Source organism: Pseudoalteromonas sp. 2CM28B, from assembly GCF_023161935.1.
The window spans coordinates 43,768-59,967 of record NZ_JALNTH010000011.1; the positions used below are offsets into that span (position 1 = coordinate 43,768).

Sequence of the window (16,200 nt, forward strand, 5' to 3'; positions counted from 1 at the left end):
TTGTAGAGCTGCTAAAGTAGCGCTCATATGTTTATTAAAGAGAAAAAGTAATGGCTGGATTTTGGAATTACCGTGTAATTTTTTGTGAAGCAACCAAAGATGAAGCGGCGCAATATCAAATACATGAAGTGGAATATAACCTAAATGGTAAAGTAACTAACTGGTCAGAAACGGGGGCAGCGCCGTTTGGTACTTCGTTAGATGAACTAAAAGATGATGCTGAGCGCTTAAAAACAGCATTTGAAAAACCCGTACTTAAAGTGATGCGCAAAGCCCGTGGTTACGAGTTAGTTGATGTAAACACCGGTGAAGACGCTTATGCTGAGCCGCCAGCAGGCTTGACTGAGTAACACAAATTAATGAAAGGTGCTTAGGCACCTTTTTTAATATTCAGGGCATAGGCTAAACAGCTAAACAACAAGGAGAAAGTATGTCTATTGAAGCGGTATTATTTGATATGGATGGCACGTTAGTTGATTCTCAAAGTGTGCATTATATCTGTTGGAGCCAATTACTTGCGCCCTTTGGTGTGCGTTATGACGAAGATGATTTTTGCCAGCGCTTTTCTGGGCGCCCAACGATTGACGCTGCAAAGGAAATAAAACAAACCCATAACTTGTCTATGAGTAGTCGCTATTTAGCGGATGAAAAATACCGTTTGTTTAAGGGTCTGTTGACCTTTGCAGATTTAAATTTGTTCAAGCTAGGGGCGATTTAATCGCGGCGCGAGGTTTGTAACCTAGTGGGCTCGATAACTGCTCCTGCGTTATTCTACTGGCTTACATCCATGTAAGAATAAGTCAAAGCCGAGCAACAAAGAGTTAATCGCCCCTAGGCAGAACCCTTCGGGCAACGCCTATTTGGCATTGATGCTGCGTTATCGCCTATTTATGGGGAGTAACCACACCACATAGGCTCTGCCTTGCCTAAATACCAAATAGTCTGCTGCAAATTTAACCTTGAAAGATCAACAGACCCTAGCAAACGTTAAAACCAATTTACCGCCTTTAATGCCTTATGCTGCAGATATTTTATTCGCGGTTAAAGAGCAAGACTTAAAAATGGCGTTAGTAACAGGCAGCGCATGCCATGAAGCTGAGCCAATACTAAAAGGATTAGGGTTTTATGATTTATTTGATACGGTGGTTACAAAAGACGATGTAACCAATCCAAAGCCTGCCGGTGATCCCTATTTATTAGCACTTAAAAATATGCAGGTCGCTGCAAAAAATGCGATTGCCGTTGAAGATACCTTCACTGGCGTAACAGCAGCAAATAATGCAGCCTTAGCCGTTGTAGCGATTGCTAATAAGCACACCGAGCAGCACGACTTCAGTAAAGCAACACAGCAAATGCATAACCTTGAAGAATTTTGGCAATGGCTTCAATCTCAACTATAGTTTAAGCCATATTTAAATTTGCAAGGATGCAGTTATGGTTACTATTCAAAGATACCTATTTATTTTTTTAACGCTTTTTAGTGCGAGTTTATTAGCGCAATTGCCGCAGGTGCAACTCGCTGATGTTTATGATGAAACTAAGCATAACGATATTCGCCAATATTTGGTGAGTGAAAAGTTTGACGGCGTTAGAGCAATATGGACGGGGAAACAATTTGTTACCCGCCAAGGTAATCCAATTAATCCTCCTAAGTGGTTTACCGCCCCTTTGCCTGATGTTTGGTTAGACGGTGAGTTATGGACCAAGCGGGGTCAATTTTCTGTTCTCAGTGGTATTGTTAGAACAAAAATACCCAACGACTTACTCTGGCAAACAGTGACTTATCAAGTATTTGATATGCCAGATACAAACACGCCTTTTCATCGTCGCTATCAAAATTACCTGTCACTCATTACTAAGTTAAATAGCTCACATATTAAGGCGGTTAAGCAATATCAATTTAGCGACAATCAACAACTAAGTGATTACTTTAATGAGGTCACCAAACAAGGCGGGGAGGGCGTTATGCTTCATTTAGCAGAGGCTAAGCATTCGAGTGGTCGCTCTAGTGCATTGTTAAAACTCAAACCTTATTTGGATGCTGAAGCGCTAGTTATTGAACATTTACCAGGTAAAGGTAAATACACTGGTATGCTCGGGGCATTGCGAGTGCAAACCAAGCAAGGTGTAACCTTTTCTATTGGCACGGGCTTTAGTGATGAAGAACGCAAGCGTCCGCCAGCCATTGGTTCAACAATCACTTATCGATATCACGGATACACTAAAAATGGTTTACCGCGTTTTGCTAGCTTTTTGCGAGAAAGACCCGAAAAATAAAGAGTGTAGGCCAATTCAGTATATATTTTTTAGCAATTATGCTAAATTGCGCGGCCTTTTTGGTAATGTTTGGTGATCTATGTTTGTTGGTTTTGATTATGGTAGTTCTAATTGTGCTATGGGTGTTTTAAACGAAGAGCGTGTTCAGCTTATCCCTTTAGAGCAAGGCAAACATTATCTTCCATCAACTTTATATACTCATCATAGCGCCTTAGTCGTTGATTTTGTTGCGCAGCATTTGCAGGGCTCAGAGCATGAGCATGCCTATAAAACTGCGCGCCAACCCTTACTTAATACACTCCCGCGAATTAAATCAGACCTAGACTTACAAGCCGGCGACGACACCTTATTCATTGGCCGTGAGGCGATTAGTGAATATGTGCAATTTCCTGAAGAAGGTTATTTTGTAAAATCCCCTAAATCATTTTTTGGCGCAACGGGCTTAAAGCAAGGGCAAATCAATTTTTTTGAAGATATTGCCACAGCAATGATTTTAAAAATAAAACAACGTGCTGAATTATCATTAGGGTATACGCTGAGCCAAACTGTTATTGGGCGCCCAGTGAATTTTCAAGCGGTTGGTGGTCAGCAGTCAAACCAACAAGCCGTGGGTATTCTAACACGCGCAGCAAACCGAGCGGGCTTTAAAGATGTTGAGTTTTTATATGAGCCACTCGCCGCTGGTATTGATTATGAAAGTGATTTAACGCAAGACCAAAAAGTATTGGTGATTGATATTGGCGGTGGTACCAGTGACTGCTCATTTGTACAAATGGGGCCAAGTTTTAGGAATAAGCAACAACGAGATGCAGACTTTTTAGCGCATAGCGGAAAGCGAGTAGGCGGAAACGATTTAGATATTGCTTTGAGCTACCATGGTTTAATGCCGTTACTCGGGCTTGGCAGTACGTTTAAATCAGGTTTACCACTACCTAATCAAGCATTTTGGCAAGCTTGTAAAATTAACGATGTGAATTTACAGAGCCAGTTTTATAGTGCCCAGCATTATCGTGAACTCAGTGCGCAGTTACGCGATGTCAGTGTCCCTGAACTTTATAAACGACTTATTCACTTACAGCAAAATAAGCAAGGTCACCAATTAGTTCAACAAGCTGAAGCGGCTAAAATTGCATTAACATCCGCAAATAGTTTTAATTGTGATTTAGCCTTTTTAGATAACTCATTAAGCAAAGATATTTCAGTCGCTGATTTAGCGCTTGCTGTTGACGATAGCATTAGTCAGATTGTTACCTTGGCTAAACAGGCAATTACTGATGCGAATACCACTCCCGATGTGATTTACTTAACGGGAGGGAGTGCACAGTCTCCATTAATTAAAGCAGCGTTGAGTGAGCATTTAGGCAACATAAAAATGGTGAACGGTGATCACTTTGGTAGTGTAACTGCTGGCCTTACTAAATGGGCCAGCATGCTTTATAAGTAAGCTGCTATAGAGGTATTTGTCGGGTTGCGAGGTATTTTTCGTAATCTGGCAATGTTCGCTCAAGCTCTATATCCATTAATGGTGAGCTAAGTAGCATATCGGCACTCACTTCATTACACGCCACAGGAATATTCCACACAGCAGCTAAACGTAGCAATGCTTTTACATCGGGGTCGTGCGGCTGAGATGCCAGAGGATCCCAAAAAAAGACTAATACATGTATTTCATGCTCCGCTATTTTCGCCCCGAGTTGTTGATCGCCGCCCATAGGGCCACTTAATAATTGAATAACATCAAGCCCTGTTGTTTTCTCAATTAAATGCCCAGTAGTCCCTGTGCCATATAAAGTGTGTTTACTTAGAATGGTCTTATGTTTTTCGCACCATAACTTAAGCGCGGATTTTTTGCCGTCATGTGCTACTAAGGCTATATTTTTTTGCGCAGGTAGAGATTGTATTTTTTGATCCATGCTGATTCTTATTAGTTAGAGTAATAAATTGATAGCCAAGGCAATAAATACAATGCCTGTGAACCTATCAATCCAGAGCTGGCTATTTGGGTGATTTCTAAAAAATTGAGCTATTTTATCGCCGAAATAAATATACGTGCAGTCTATCGGAAAAGCAAAGATTGGATACAGTAGCCCAAAAAACGCCAGCTGAAAGGTTGCAGATGACAAGCTATGGTCAACAAATTGTGGGATAAAAGCAATAAAAAACAAAGCCACCTTAGGGTTAAGCACTTCTGTCATCATGGCATGAAACATGACATTTTTGTTTTTATTGGTTGTAACATGCGGTTTATCGCTTTGCTCACAAGATGGTGGCATAAACGTGCCTTTAAGCATCATAAAACCTAAGTAACATAAATAGGCTGCACCTGCATATTGTACGCTGGCATAGGCTGTTTCAGAGGCTTTTAAAATAGCACTTAAACCAATAACTGCAAAAAATGTATGTACTACGCCACCTAAGGCAAAGCCAAAAGCACTTTGCATACCTGCTTTTCGCCCGTTAGCAAATGTTTGTGCCATTAAGAACGCGTTTGATGGCCCAGGCGCGACGGCCATTAAAAAGCTGGCGAGTAAAAATGAAAGTAAAAAATCAGGATTGATCATTGCTCTGAATCAAAAAGGGTTTGGTGGTTAATGTTATCAAGCATATAGAAAAATAAAAAGCGAGCATATTGCCCGCTTGGTAAAGAGTGTTAACTACAGTACTAATTGCCTGTGATGATTATAATTCACAGGCTCAGTAAACGTGCATTTTATTAGGCATATTTAGCATAACGAAACAGTAAGTAAGAAAAGGGAATTAATAATAAAAAGTGTGTGCCTATAAGCTCTGGGGTTGATAAATTTAAATATTGAGTAATAAACACCAATAAACTTGCTCCACTCATTTGCATTGCTCCCAAAAGAGCAGAGGCGGTGCCTGCTTGTTTAGGAAATAAACTCAAAGCACGCCCGGCGGCAGAGCCAAGTGTTAAAGCAAAACCAAATGCTGCAATGAACATAGGATACATTAATGCCAATGGCGTTTTAAATTGGCTTAATAACAACATAAGTAAGCCGGCACTCACTAGCACTAAAAGGCCTATTTTTAAGGCTCTTTTAGGTTGACGTTTAATGTAAATAGGCATAATAAAACTAGCAAGAATACTAAGCACTGCATTGAGCGAGAACCAAAAGGTAAAGTCGGCTACGCTGCCACCTAATTCAGTAATGAGCCAACCGGGAGCCAGTGTTACAAACACCAATATAGCTGACATAGTGACCATACATAACAAGCTATTAAATAAAAATAATGGAGTTGAAATGATGGGGAGAAAGCGTCTTAAATCTAAAATATGCCCCTGGTAATGACTGTCTGCTGGTCGTGTTTCCCTAAACAAGAATAAGGTGACAATAAACCCCAGTAATGCAAAACCGGTTAAAAATAGAAAGTTCATTTGCCAACCAAACTGTACGGTTAGCCAAGCACCTAAAATGGGCGCTAATGCTGGAATAAAGCAAACTATACCGTTTAGATAGGTAATTACTTGGCCACTGCGTTCACTACCAAACTTATCTCTTACTATTGCAAAAGCGACAACAAAGGTAGCGCACGCGCCTAATCCTTGAATAGCACGAGCAAACATCAGTACTAAAAAGCTAGGAGTATAATATGCCCCCAATGCCGCCAGTCCATACAAAGCGACCCCAGTTAAGGCGATGGGCTTTCTGCCAAAACGATCAGCGAGTGGACCTGCAATTAATTGCCCCAAACCAACAGTAAGCATAAAAATAGCCACCGTTTGCTGTACTTGCTTTTCGCTCACTGAGAATTGCTCTGCGATAGTGGGAAAGGCAGGCAGGTAAATATCAATGCCCATCGGACAAAAAATGACGAGTAACGCTAAGATAAGTAATAAAGTAAAATTAGGTTTAGCGGGCTGTGTATGCATCAGGTCTCCTTTTGTTGGTATTTTAAGTGGCGACTGATGAAAAAGAAAGGGCTTATGGCCGATGTATCAGCCAAGTTACCTACTTTGAACCTTATTATGATTATTTTTGTTTAAGTATCACACTTCTTTAAACTGATCCGATGTGTTAATTTGCTTTTTAAGCAAAGACAATGGAAAAATAATAATGAGTAATGAGTCTGCATTAATAAAAACATGGCATAAATTTAAAAAGTGGCCATGCGGTAACTGGCTTTTCAGTAAAGCCGTGTGTTTCAAGGCACCATATTTTGGCTCTATGAAACCCACTATTTTAGATTTAAAAGCAGGGCACTGTAGTGCTGTGGTTAAAAACACACGCCGTGTACATAATCACATTGGAACAATTCATGCTATTGCTCAATGTAATTTGGCTGAGCTGTGTGCGGGAGTGATGGTGGATGCGACGGTACCGCATAAAACACACCGTTGGATACCTAAAGGTATGACAGTACAATACTTAGCTAAAGTAGACACAGACGTTACTGCGATTGCTGAAATTGAGTTACCTCATCAATGGACTGATAAAGAAGATTTAGTGGTGCCGGTAAAGCTTTACAATACCCGAAATGAGTTGGTGTTTACTGCAAATATAACCATGTACATCACAAAGAAGAAGTAATTGCTAAATTATATTTTTATATAAAGTATTAAAAACAATGGTTTAGTTTATTGACTAAACCATTTTTTGTTTAGGTTTAACCTTTTGCAGTAGACGACTTGTTTACAAACGAAAGGCCATTGTCTTCATTATCAATAATGGCTTTTACATCGTTAACCGGTTTTGGTTTATCTTTAGCATGCTCAATGACTTCTTTTTCAAAGCGCTGCTTTAAACTACCTTCAATAATCGCACCGGCTTCTATGCTCAGGGTGTCATGAAATATATCGCCAAGTACATGAGCATTATTTTCGATCTTTACTTCACTTGCATTTAAAGAGCCGATGATTTTACCTTTAACAACAACGCTGCTAGCCTCAACAACGCCTTCAACAACACCTGAAGTGCCAATCACTAAATGTTCGGCCTTTATATCACCGTCTATTCGTCCATCTAGTTGTACTTCACCTTGGCTTACCAAAGAGCCCGTTATACGCACATCGTTAGAAATGATTGAGGGAGTGTGACTTACTCGCTTGATTGATGAGTCTGTTTTTGCTTGTTTATTTTTACCAAACACGAGAAAGCGCCTTTGTTATTTTTAGTGGATTGACATGCTTGTCGTCTATTAATACTTCATAGTGTAAATGAGTACTTGTACTTCTTCCGGTACTGCCCATTAAGCCAATGACATCGTGCTTTGTGACTAATTGACCTTTTTTAACATTAATTTTGTTTAAGTGACCAAAGCGCGTTACAACACCGTTTTTATGCGCTAACTCTATAAAGTTACCATAACCGCCATTACGGCCCGCTCGACGAACCGTGCCATCGGCAGGGGCAAAAATTTCTGTTTTATGCCACCCAGCTAAATCAATGCCTTTATGAAAAGCGCGCCTTTTATTCATTGGGTCTTTTCTAAGTCCAAAATTACTGGAAATATAATACTTAGCAGCAGGTAAAGGTAGAGTATTAGGCAGTGCTGTTAAAAAGCTCTCAAGCTGGTTTAACAGTAGTAGCTTATCGGCAATAGCAAGAAAAGTACTTGGAATTTTACTTTCATCGAGTATATCTAGCGGGCCACCTTGCGCCGTTGTTTGTGCCGCTAATGCGAGGTGCTGTGCAAGTGCATTTTCGAGACCTGTGTCTTGCAATATCTCTAAAATAGCGTCGTGGCGTTGGTTAATTTGCGCAGCTAATAAGGTAAAATTAGTATCGTATTGCTGATTTAATAAAGTGTAGCGCTGCTCAAAACTGGTTAAACTGTTTTGTGCGTGTTTATTTTGTGTTTTATCTTCTTCGAGCGGCTCATGAAATTCGCTTTCGTTCTCATTAATAGGAGAAGATTCAAGCTCACCCTCTAATTTTATTACATCTTTGCTGATAGAAGCTGGGAGTGATTCAATCATACCTTGTAATAAAGCTTGTTTTTGTTCGAGTTCAGCTAACTGCTCTTGCTGCAATGCGTAGCGTTGTTGCTGTTGCTTTACTTTTTGTTGCCATTGTACTTGCTTATCAAGCTGAGTTTGCTCGATATGAGAAATTTGGTGTGTTTGCATATACACACGAATACTAGAGACACTCATCCACACAATAGCAATGAAAATAATAGCAATCACAGAAACCTGTAGCCAAGGCGTCAAAACAACATGCTTTACTTCACCATTTTGGCGAATGAGCAGCTGACGAGCTGGGAAATGTTTATTAAAAAAAGACTTTATAAATAAAGGCATGTCACATAAATACTGGCTATTAAGGGGGTCAAGATAGCAATTTGAACTAAAAAAGCCAGAAAAAAATTGTAACTTCGGCTTAATTAATAGAAAAGGGCGGCTAATTCAGCAACCCTTTTTTACTAGTTTATTGATTTTATATATTATTTTGCTGGTAGTACGGTGCTCTCTACAAAGCCAAAGCCAATACGTGCAAAGCCTTCTTTTTCACACCAGCCACGCATTATAACGTTGTCGCCATCTTCCAAGAAGCTACGCTGCTCGCCGTTACTTAAAGTGATCTTTTCTTTACCACCACGAGAAAGCTCAAGTAATGAACCCGCTTCTTCATGAGTAGGTCCTGATTGCGTGCCAGAGCCCAGCATGTCGCCTGGCATAAAGTTACACCCGTTTACGGTATGGTGAGTTACCATTTGCGCTACAGTCCAGTATGAGTGCTTAAAGCTAGACTTAGACACTTGAGTTGGGTTGTAGCCTTCATCACGCATTTTTTGTGTTTGAATTTTAACATCCATTTGAATATCAAATGCACCTTGATCACGGTTAGCCGTTGATTCTAAATATTCTAATGGTTGCGGATCATTTTCATCACGCGTCCAGCTTGTTCTGAATGGTGCAAGTGCTTCGGTAGTTACAATCCATGGTGACACGGTTGATGCGAAATTTTTCGCTAAAAATGGACCAAGCGGTTGGTATTCCCATGCTTGTAAATCACGTGCTGACCAATCGTTGAAAACACAAAAGCCGAATACATGCTTTTCAGCAGTTTCAATTGAGATTGCATCGCCCAGATCATTACCTTTACCTAGGTAAATACCTAGTTCCAGCTCATAGTCAAGGCGCTTACACGGACCAAATGAAGGAACTTCTGCATCTGGCGCTTTAGTTTGTCCTTTAGGGCGATGAAACTGCTGACCAGACACGCCAATAGATGACGAACGACCGTGATAACCAATCGGTACCCACTTGTAATTCGGTAGCAGTGGGTTATCAGGGCGGAATAAACTTCCTACGGCAGTCGCATGATAAATCGAGGTGTAAAAGTCAGTGTAATCGCCAATGCGACACGGCAGAGCAAACTCAATCTCGCTTTGCGCAATAAGTGCGTGTGTAAGTTGTTCTTGATGCTCAGAACCTTCACGTAATGCTTTCGATAATGCTAAACGTAGGGCTGACCAATATTGCTCACCCAGACCCATAAATTCATTTAATGTAGCTTGGCTTGCAGCTTTAACGGCAATCTGTGCATCATCAGAGAATAAACCGAGTTCATTTACTTTTGCTAAGTCGATAACTTGATCACCAATAGCTACAGCGCCACGGAACGCTTCATCTGAATTTTTACGACGTACTTCTGCAAAAGGAAGGTTTTGAATTGGGAAGTCACAGTTCGCTTCGTTAGCAGATGCAACCCAGCTTTTTAGATTAATATCGTGGGTTTCGTTAATTAGGCTCATACTCTTTCCTTATTGGTTCGCGCTGATTTATTAGTTATCTATATGGAGGCAATCAACGCAATTTAAACAGTTAGTTTAAAACAGAATTTAAAACGACAAAAAGCAGCGTGTTAAACGCTGCTTTTTAAGCGCAATATGGCGGTTTAGATTACACCACGACGCTCTTGATCACGTTCGATTGACTCGAAAAGGGCTTGGAAGTTACCTTCACCAAAGCCACCATCGTCAACACGTTGAATCATCTCAATGAAGATAGGGCCAAATAGGTTCTTCGAGAAAATTTGCAGTAGATAACAGTTTTCGCTTTGGCTATCTACAAGGATTTGATGCTCACGGATCTTCTCTTTGTCTTCTTTAACCCATGGTACACGGTCAAAAATAGTATCGTAGTACTCAGGGATAATATCTAAAGTGGCGATAGTTGATTTATCTAACTTATCAAGTGAGCTTACTAGGTCATTAGTTAGGAATGCTAAATGCTGTACACCCGGACCATTGTACTCATTTAAGTACTCATCGATTTGGTTGTTGTTGTTATCTTTACCTTCATTGATTGGAATCGAGAAAGTGCCGCACGGAGATTTAAGTGCATAAGATAATAACGCTGTTTTTTGGCCTTTAATATCAAAGTAGCGCACTTCGGTAAAACCAAACACGTCTTTATAAAAGTTAGCCCATGTTTCCATTGTGCCTTTATATACGTTATTGGTTAAATGGTCGATACGTAAGAACCCTTTATCATTAACGACGTTTTGCTCAGCTAAATCTTCAAAGTCGTTTGCGTAGATAGAGCCTTTGTCGCCAAACTGTTCAATAAAGTAAATTAAGCTGTCGCCGATACCGTAAATAGCAGGGTATGGTAAGTTTTTATGTGTTGAGTCTGTCGCAGGTTTTGCACCACGTTCAACAGCAACCTCGAATGCTTTTTGCGCATTCTCTACACGCCAACCCATTGAACAGATTGCTGGGCCGTGGCTTTTAGCAAATTCAGCAGAAAAACCTTCACGCTCATTATTTAGTAAAAAATGAATATCGTTTTGGTTGTAATAAACAATGTCTTTACCCTTGAATTTTTTTAGCTTAGAAAAGCCAAAATCAGTAAACACTTTGTCCATGTAATCTGCATCCGGTGTTGCATATTCAGTGAATTCAATGCCCATTAGGCCTAACGGATTATTTACTTCGCTCATTGTCATTACTCCCGCAATTAAGCACTGCGATTATTAGTTATCGTATTGCCTTCATGATTAACCAGATTGGTGTTTTGGGGAAGAGGGTGTTGTTATTTAGTAAATAGCGCGTGTGTAAATTTTACGAGACGGTTATCAAAGTATGTTGTTTATTTACATACGAGCAGGTGAAAGTAAAAATTAGGAAGCGAGACAGAAGTGCAGGCTTTATTATTAAGTTATTGATTATTAATATTTTAATTTAATTTATTTATATGTGTTTTTAGTTTTTTTTCGCTAAAAAAAGTGCGGTTTTTGTATTTTATTATTTACACTTTTAATGAGTTTGGTTAGCTGCGATATATATAAAAACAAAGAGTATTGATGCTTTGCTGCTATAAACTCGTTTATGCACAGTGATGAGGTATAAATAATATACGGCTGAATGTAAAAATTGTGTGGTTTAATAGCGGCCATAAAAATACCCCCTACAGTTAACTACAGGAGGTATTTGATATCATTTATCAAAGCTCATAATTATGCGTGTGATAAATTTAAATTATTGTGTTGGTGCGGTTTGTTCTAAACCTTGTTTTTCCCATATTTTAGCTTTAAAACTCATCAGTACTAAGATGATACCTACACCGATACTAAATAAGGCAATTTGTAGGTAAAGGTTCGGGATTTCTTCAACATTGTTAGGATCAAAGTTACCAGCAAGTAATCCTGAAATTACGTTACCGATAGAGTATGTAAGTACAAATACACCCATCATTTGACCAGTAAAGCGGCGAGGCGATAACTTACTTACAGCACTCAATGCAACTGGGCTTAAACAAAGCTCACCCACTGTGTGTAAGAAATACGTAGTAACAAGCCAATAAGGTGCTACTTTTAAGCCTTCAGCGGCATAGTGTGCTGCCATAAACATTACTAAAAAGCCTGAAGCCATAATAACGAGGCCCAATGCACATTTTACGCTGTAAGTAGGCGAGACCATTTTTTTAGATAAATTAATCCAAAAAGCGGCAAAAAATGGCGATAGCGCAATAATGAACAATGAATTTAGAGATTGGAACCAAGTCGTTGGAATTTCAAATGTGCCAACCAGACGGTCTGTGTAGTCACGAGCAAACAGATTTAATGAAGAACCGGCTTGTTCAAAGCCAGACCAAAAACAGGCTGAAGCGACACAGACTAAAAATAGCGCCCACATTCTTTGTTTTTCAGCATCGGTTAGTTTGCCTTTGAAGTATATAAGGCCAAAGTAAACGAAAAAGATAACAGTAAATATAACTGCGGTGTACCCTGCAACAATCGATGGGTTAATGACAATAGCACCTGTCATCGCAGCAGCGGTAACACCGGCGGTCGCGATAACAAATGCAGCAATACCACCCCATGCGCGCGAAGTGCCTTTAGGACTTAATGGGTTAGCAGGTAAGGCGCTGTGATCTGGTAAGTTTTTAAGTGTACGCTTGTATTGAATTAAACCAATACCCATACCGACAGCCGCGGCACCAAATGCCCAGTGCCAACCTACGTTTTCCATAAAGTAACCACACACGTAGTAACCAATTAAAGAACCTAAGTTAATACCCATGTAGTAAATAGCGAAACCACCATCACGGCGCTCATCTTCGTCAGTATAAAGCTGACCAACCATGGCACTGATATTAGGTTTAAGTAAACCAGTACCAGTTGCAACAAAGATCAAACCAATAAAAAATGAATATTCATGTGGCACGGCTAAAATAATATGGCCACACATGATAATAATACCGCCATACCATACTGCTTTTTGACCACCAAATAATCTATCTGCTAACCAACCACCAGGTAAACCTAAAAAGTATACTGAACCTGTATATAAGCCATAAATTGCAGCAGCAGAAGCAACGGTAAATCCTAGGCCTTCTTGTTGTAAACTTGCTGTCATAAATAATACGAGCATCGCTCGCATACCGTAGTAACTCATTCGTTCCCACATTTCTGTGAAAAACAGGGTTGAAAGTCCTTTAGGGTGACCAAACCAGCCACTGTCAGAATTTGAACTCATATTTACTTCCTAATTCATTATTGTTTTGATGACCTTGTGGTTTTTTATTTAGCTAAATTTTTACTTATAAAAAGTATAATAAATGCTCGATCATCAGTGTTTTTTATGCAGCTAAGGTAATGGTTTGCTAAACGCAGCTATACGTTTAGGTAAGAGTCACACCCTTATCCTAGTTACAATTGCGCCTAAGTATACATAGACCTTTGTGCTAGGGGAAGCGTTGAGCGCGCTATCATACATCGGTTATGTAATTGTTAAATACCAGTGTGTGAACCCCTATTTGCTGTAGTAAACACCTAAACTTATTAAAAAATATCTTTAACATCATAGGTAATATTGTCATACCAACGTTATCTTTAATACTGTTTGAATACCGCTTGAAAAATAAATAAAAGCTTTCTTTTACGGGTAGTTACAGCTACTAATTTTTCAATAATAGTTAACCTTTACTACTTTAATTTAATAATCACCACTTAGATTAAACATGAGCGAATATTGGCGTATGGACAGTAATGATTCGCTCATTGCAGCATATAATTTATACAATGCCAGCTTGACGAAATTGAGTTGCAACAACCCCAACTTTTAGTGAACAGCCAAGCTTGAATGCGTTAAGTGCTTGAAAAAGCCCTCTAGCTAGTAAAAAACATTTTTTCGTCCAAATTTCTTTACAATAAACTATGCTCGTAAACAGAGTTAGCGTATTATTCACGCCAACTAGTTTTTCCTTACCTGAGGGTGTATGCGTTTAGATATTCACTGTGCAGACCGAGTTGGTATTGCTCAAGAGATTCTTAATATTTTAGTTAGCTACAATGTTGACTTAAAGGGGATTGAAGTCGACTCAGTAAATTGTCGTATGTATGTGAGTTTTCCTGAGATTGAATTTGAACAATTTCAAAAAATTATGCCGTCTATTCGCTTAATCGATGGTGTACATGATGTACGAACAACCGCGTTTTTACCGTCTGAACGTGAGCACAACGAACTTAACACTTTATTAAGAGCACTTCCTGATGGCGTTATATCTATTGATGCTAAAGGATGGGTGCGCCTGTGTAACGACGCAGCCTGCAAAGATTTACAATTAACAGAAAAAGAAGTCACCGGTGCTAATATTAATAATTTGCTCAAAGGTTTTAACTTTACCCGTTGGTTAGAAGGCAAAGAAGTACTGGGGCAAACCACGCGTGTTGAAGTAGCTGGTGAAGATTTTATTGCTGATATTCTGCCTATTGCGGTCCCTCAAGGCAGCGAAGGCGATGTGTTAGCGGGCGCGGTAATTAATATAAAATCGCAAAGCCGTTTAGGCCAGCAAGTGAGTGCTTTTAGGCGTTATGGCCAAGAAAGCTTTGCGACTATTCATAACATTAGCACGGCGATGCGCCGTGTTGTTCGCGAAGCGCGAAAAATGGCGCAACTTGAAGCCCCCATTCTTATTACGGGTGAAACAGGGACGGGTAAAGAGTTACTAGCGCGAGCTTGTCACTATGCATCTAACCGCTCAGTAAAACCATTTATTGCTTTATCGTGCGCCTCGTTACCAGATGATGTTGCTGAGTCCGAACTATTCGGTTATGCCGGGTATGAAGAAAATGCAGCGCCTAAACGTGGTGTACTCGAACAAGCGGATGGTGGAACGGTATTTTTAGATGAAGTAGGTGAAATGTCGACGCAGCTACAAACTAAATTGCTACGTTTTTTACAAGACGGTACATTTAGAAAAGTTGGCGACGAAAACGAAGTTAAAGTGAACGTGCGTATTATTGCTGCCACGCAAAAAGATTTACCAGCAATGGTGCAAGAGGGCGTATTTAGAGAAGATTTATACTACCGAATTAATGTATTAACACTGGAAATTGCGCCGCTTAGAGATCGTAAAGCGGATGTTGGGCCACTTGCTGAACACTTTATTCAAAAATATGCGCAGCAAAATGGCCATACAGTCCCCGAGTTATCTGAAGAATGTTTAACGTTTTTACAAGATTACCCGTGGCCTGGCAATGTACGCCAATTAGAAAACGCGATTTACCGGGCGGTATCGTTGTTAGAAGACAGTGAACTGCGCGTTGAACATTTACAGTTACCCACGTTTACCCATGATTTAGGCTATTTAGAGTCTGATTTTGAGGGCTCGCTTGATCAAGCGGTTAAGCGTTTTGAAGCCACCTTACTGCGTAAGCTTTATCCTGCCTATCCTAGCTCTCGTCAGTTAGCTAAACGCTTGGGACTAAGTCATACTGCAGTGGCTAATAAATTGCGTGATTACGGAATTAACCGCAAAACGGTTAAAGTTTAAAGATAGATACCCAAATATCCTCATTTAATGATTGATTCCTTGGTTTAAAAACAACTAAAGGAGTCAATCGCTATGATACACTGATAAAAACTCAACTGGTAAGACCTCTACTGTGAACTTATATTTTAGACTGCTGCTGTTATTTTTTAAAATTAAACGTAATCGTGACTATCAATCGTTGTTAGATACGGTTGATATAGACTACAAAGCATTACCAAGTGACTGCGATATTAATTTGCATTTAACTAATTCACGCTATTTAGCGATGATGGACTTGTCGCGTACCTGGATGACTGAACGGGTTGGTTTGCTAAAGCAAATAATGAAACGTCGTTGGTTTCCTATTGTTAATGCGACAGCTATTACCTACATCCGCGATATTAAGCCAATGCAACGTTTTACTATTAGTACGCGTTTGGTTGGCTGGGATCATAAATACTTTTACATTGAACAAAAGTTTCATTCTGAGCGGGGCTTACATGCCATTGCTTATGTGCGCGGCGTGTTTAAAAGTAAAAAAGGGGTGGTAAGCGTTGAGCATATGCTCGAGGTTGCAGGCTTTGACGGGGTTGCCCCCATTTTACCGGCTGAAATAATTCACTGGAAAGAAATGCTTGAGCAAAAAAAAGTTAATAACTTACCTCGCTTAACACAGGCAAAAAAAAAGGCCTAACGGCCTT

At 39.8% G+C, this 16,200-nt stretch carries 15 protein-coding genes and 1 pseudogene; 8 read left to right on the top strand and 8 right to left on the bottom strand.

Annotated features, from left to right (window positions below):
* Positions 1-50: 50 nt before the first annotated feature.
* The 5 genes and pseudogenes from MTN96_RS15855 to yegD all read left to right on the top strand — a co-directional run bounded on the left by MTN96_RS15855 (position 51) and on the right by yegD (position 3,721).
* A complete protein-coding gene (locus MTN96_RS15855) occupies positions 51-350 on the top strand; it encodes a hypothetical protein (protein ID WP_016899420.1) in 300 nt (99 codons plus the stop codon).
* Between the two features lie 80 nt (positions 351-430).
* Positions 431-718 (top strand): HAD hydrolase-like protein, encoded by a 288-nt coding sequence (locus tag MTN96_RS15860; protein WP_248532213.1) that lies wholly within the window; start codon positions 431-433, stop codon positions 716-718.
* Positions 719-986: 268 nt separating this feature from the next.
* Positions 987-1,400: pseudogene (locus MTN96_RS15865) on the top strand (HAD family hydrolase); the annotation flags it as partial.
* Positions 1,401-1,434: 34 nt separating this feature from the next.
* Entirely contained in the window at positions 1,435-2,277 is an 843-nt protein-coding gene (locus MTN96_RS15870) for a DNA ligase (protein ID WP_069440298.1), read from the top strand.
* A 79-nt stretch (positions 2,278-2,356) separates the two neighbouring features.
* Positions 2,357-3,721, top strand: coding sequence for a molecular chaperone (yegD, locus tag MTN96_RS15875; RefSeq protein WP_069440297.1), 1,365 nt, complete (start codon positions 2,357-2,359; stop codon positions 3,719-3,721).
* A 4-nt stretch (positions 3,722-3,725) separates the two neighbouring features.
* On the opposite strand, the gene MTN96_RS15880 is transcribed toward yegD, so the two are convergent.
* The 3 genes from MTN96_RS15880 to MTN96_RS15890 form a co-directional block, all read right to left on the bottom strand.
* Complete coding sequence (locus tag MTN96_RS15880) at positions 3,726-4,190, bottom strand: methylglyoxal synthase (RefSeq protein WP_069440296.1); 465 nt, start codon at positions 4,188-4,190, stop codon at positions 3,726-3,728.
* Positions 4,191-4,205: 15 nt separating this feature from the next.
* A complete protein-coding gene (locus MTN96_RS15885) occupies positions 4,206-4,838 on the bottom strand; it encodes a LysE family translocator (protein WP_036983259.1) in 633 nt (210 codons plus the stop codon).
* A 152-nt stretch (positions 4,839-4,990) separates the two neighbouring features.
* Complete coding sequence (locus MTN96_RS15890) at positions 4,991-6,166, bottom strand: multidrug effflux MFS transporter (RefSeq protein WP_248532215.1); 1,176 nt, start codon at positions 6,164-6,166, stop codon at positions 4,991-4,993.
* A 184-nt stretch (positions 6,167-6,350) separates the two neighbouring features.
* On the opposite strand from MTN96_RS15890, the gene MTN96_RS15895 reads away from it, so the two are divergent.
* Positions 6,351-6,824 (top strand): hotdog fold domain-containing protein, encoded by a 474-nt coding sequence (locus tag MTN96_RS15895; RefSeq protein ID WP_248532216.1) that lies wholly within the window; start codon positions 6,351-6,353, stop codon positions 6,822-6,824.
* 76 nt (positions 6,825-6,900) lie between these two features.
* On the opposite strand, the gene MTN96_RS15900 is transcribed toward MTN96_RS15895, so the two are convergent.
* The 5 genes from MTN96_RS15900 to MTN96_RS15920 form a co-directional block, all read right to left on the bottom strand.
* The gene (locus tag MTN96_RS15900) at positions 6,901-7,383 is read right to left on the bottom strand and encodes a polymer-forming cytoskeletal protein (protein WP_138626839.1); all 483 of its coding nucleotides are present in this window, start codon (positions 7,381-7,383) and stop codon (positions 6,901-6,903) included.
* Complete coding sequence (locus MTN96_RS15905) at positions 7,373-8,536, bottom strand: M23 family metallopeptidase (protein WP_248532217.1); 1,164 nt, start codon at positions 8,534-8,536, stop codon at positions 7,373-7,375. The genes MTN96_RS15900 and MTN96_RS15905 overlap by 11 nt, the downstream gene beginning before the upstream one ends.
* Before the next feature lie 143 nt (positions 8,537-8,679).
* Complete coding sequence (gene fahA / locus MTN96_RS15910) at positions 8,680-9,993, bottom strand: fumarylacetoacetase (RefSeq protein WP_248532218.1); 1,314 nt, start codon at positions 9,991-9,993, stop codon at positions 8,680-8,682.
* A gap of 143 nt (positions 9,994-10,136) precedes the next feature.
* Entirely contained in the window at positions 10,137-11,183 is a 1,047-nt protein-coding gene (gene hppD / locus MTN96_RS15915; protein WP_036983253.1) for a 4-hydroxyphenylpyruvate dioxygenase, read from the bottom strand.
* 538 nt (positions 11,184-11,721) lie between these two features.
* The gene (locus tag MTN96_RS15920) at positions 11,722-13,221 is read right to left on the bottom strand and encodes a peptide MFS transporter (protein WP_013464455.1); all 1,500 of its coding nucleotides are present in this window, start codon (positions 13,219-13,221) and stop codon (positions 11,722-11,724) included.
* Positions 13,222-13,963: 742 nt separating this feature from the next.
* On the opposite strand from MTN96_RS15920, the gene tyrR reads away from it, so the two are divergent.
* Positions 13,964-15,520: a transcriptional regulator TyrR gene (gene tyrR, locus MTN96_RS15925; RefSeq protein WP_069440291.1), complete on the top strand. Its 1,557-nt coding sequence runs from the start codon at positions 13,964-13,966 to the stop codon at positions 15,518-15,520.
* A gap of 112 nt (positions 15,521-15,632) precedes the next feature.
* Entirely contained in the window at positions 15,633-16,193 is a 561-nt protein-coding gene (locus MTN96_RS15930) for a thioesterase family protein (RefSeq protein WP_069440290.1), read from the top strand.
* Positions 16,194-16,200: the final 7 nt, after the last annotated feature.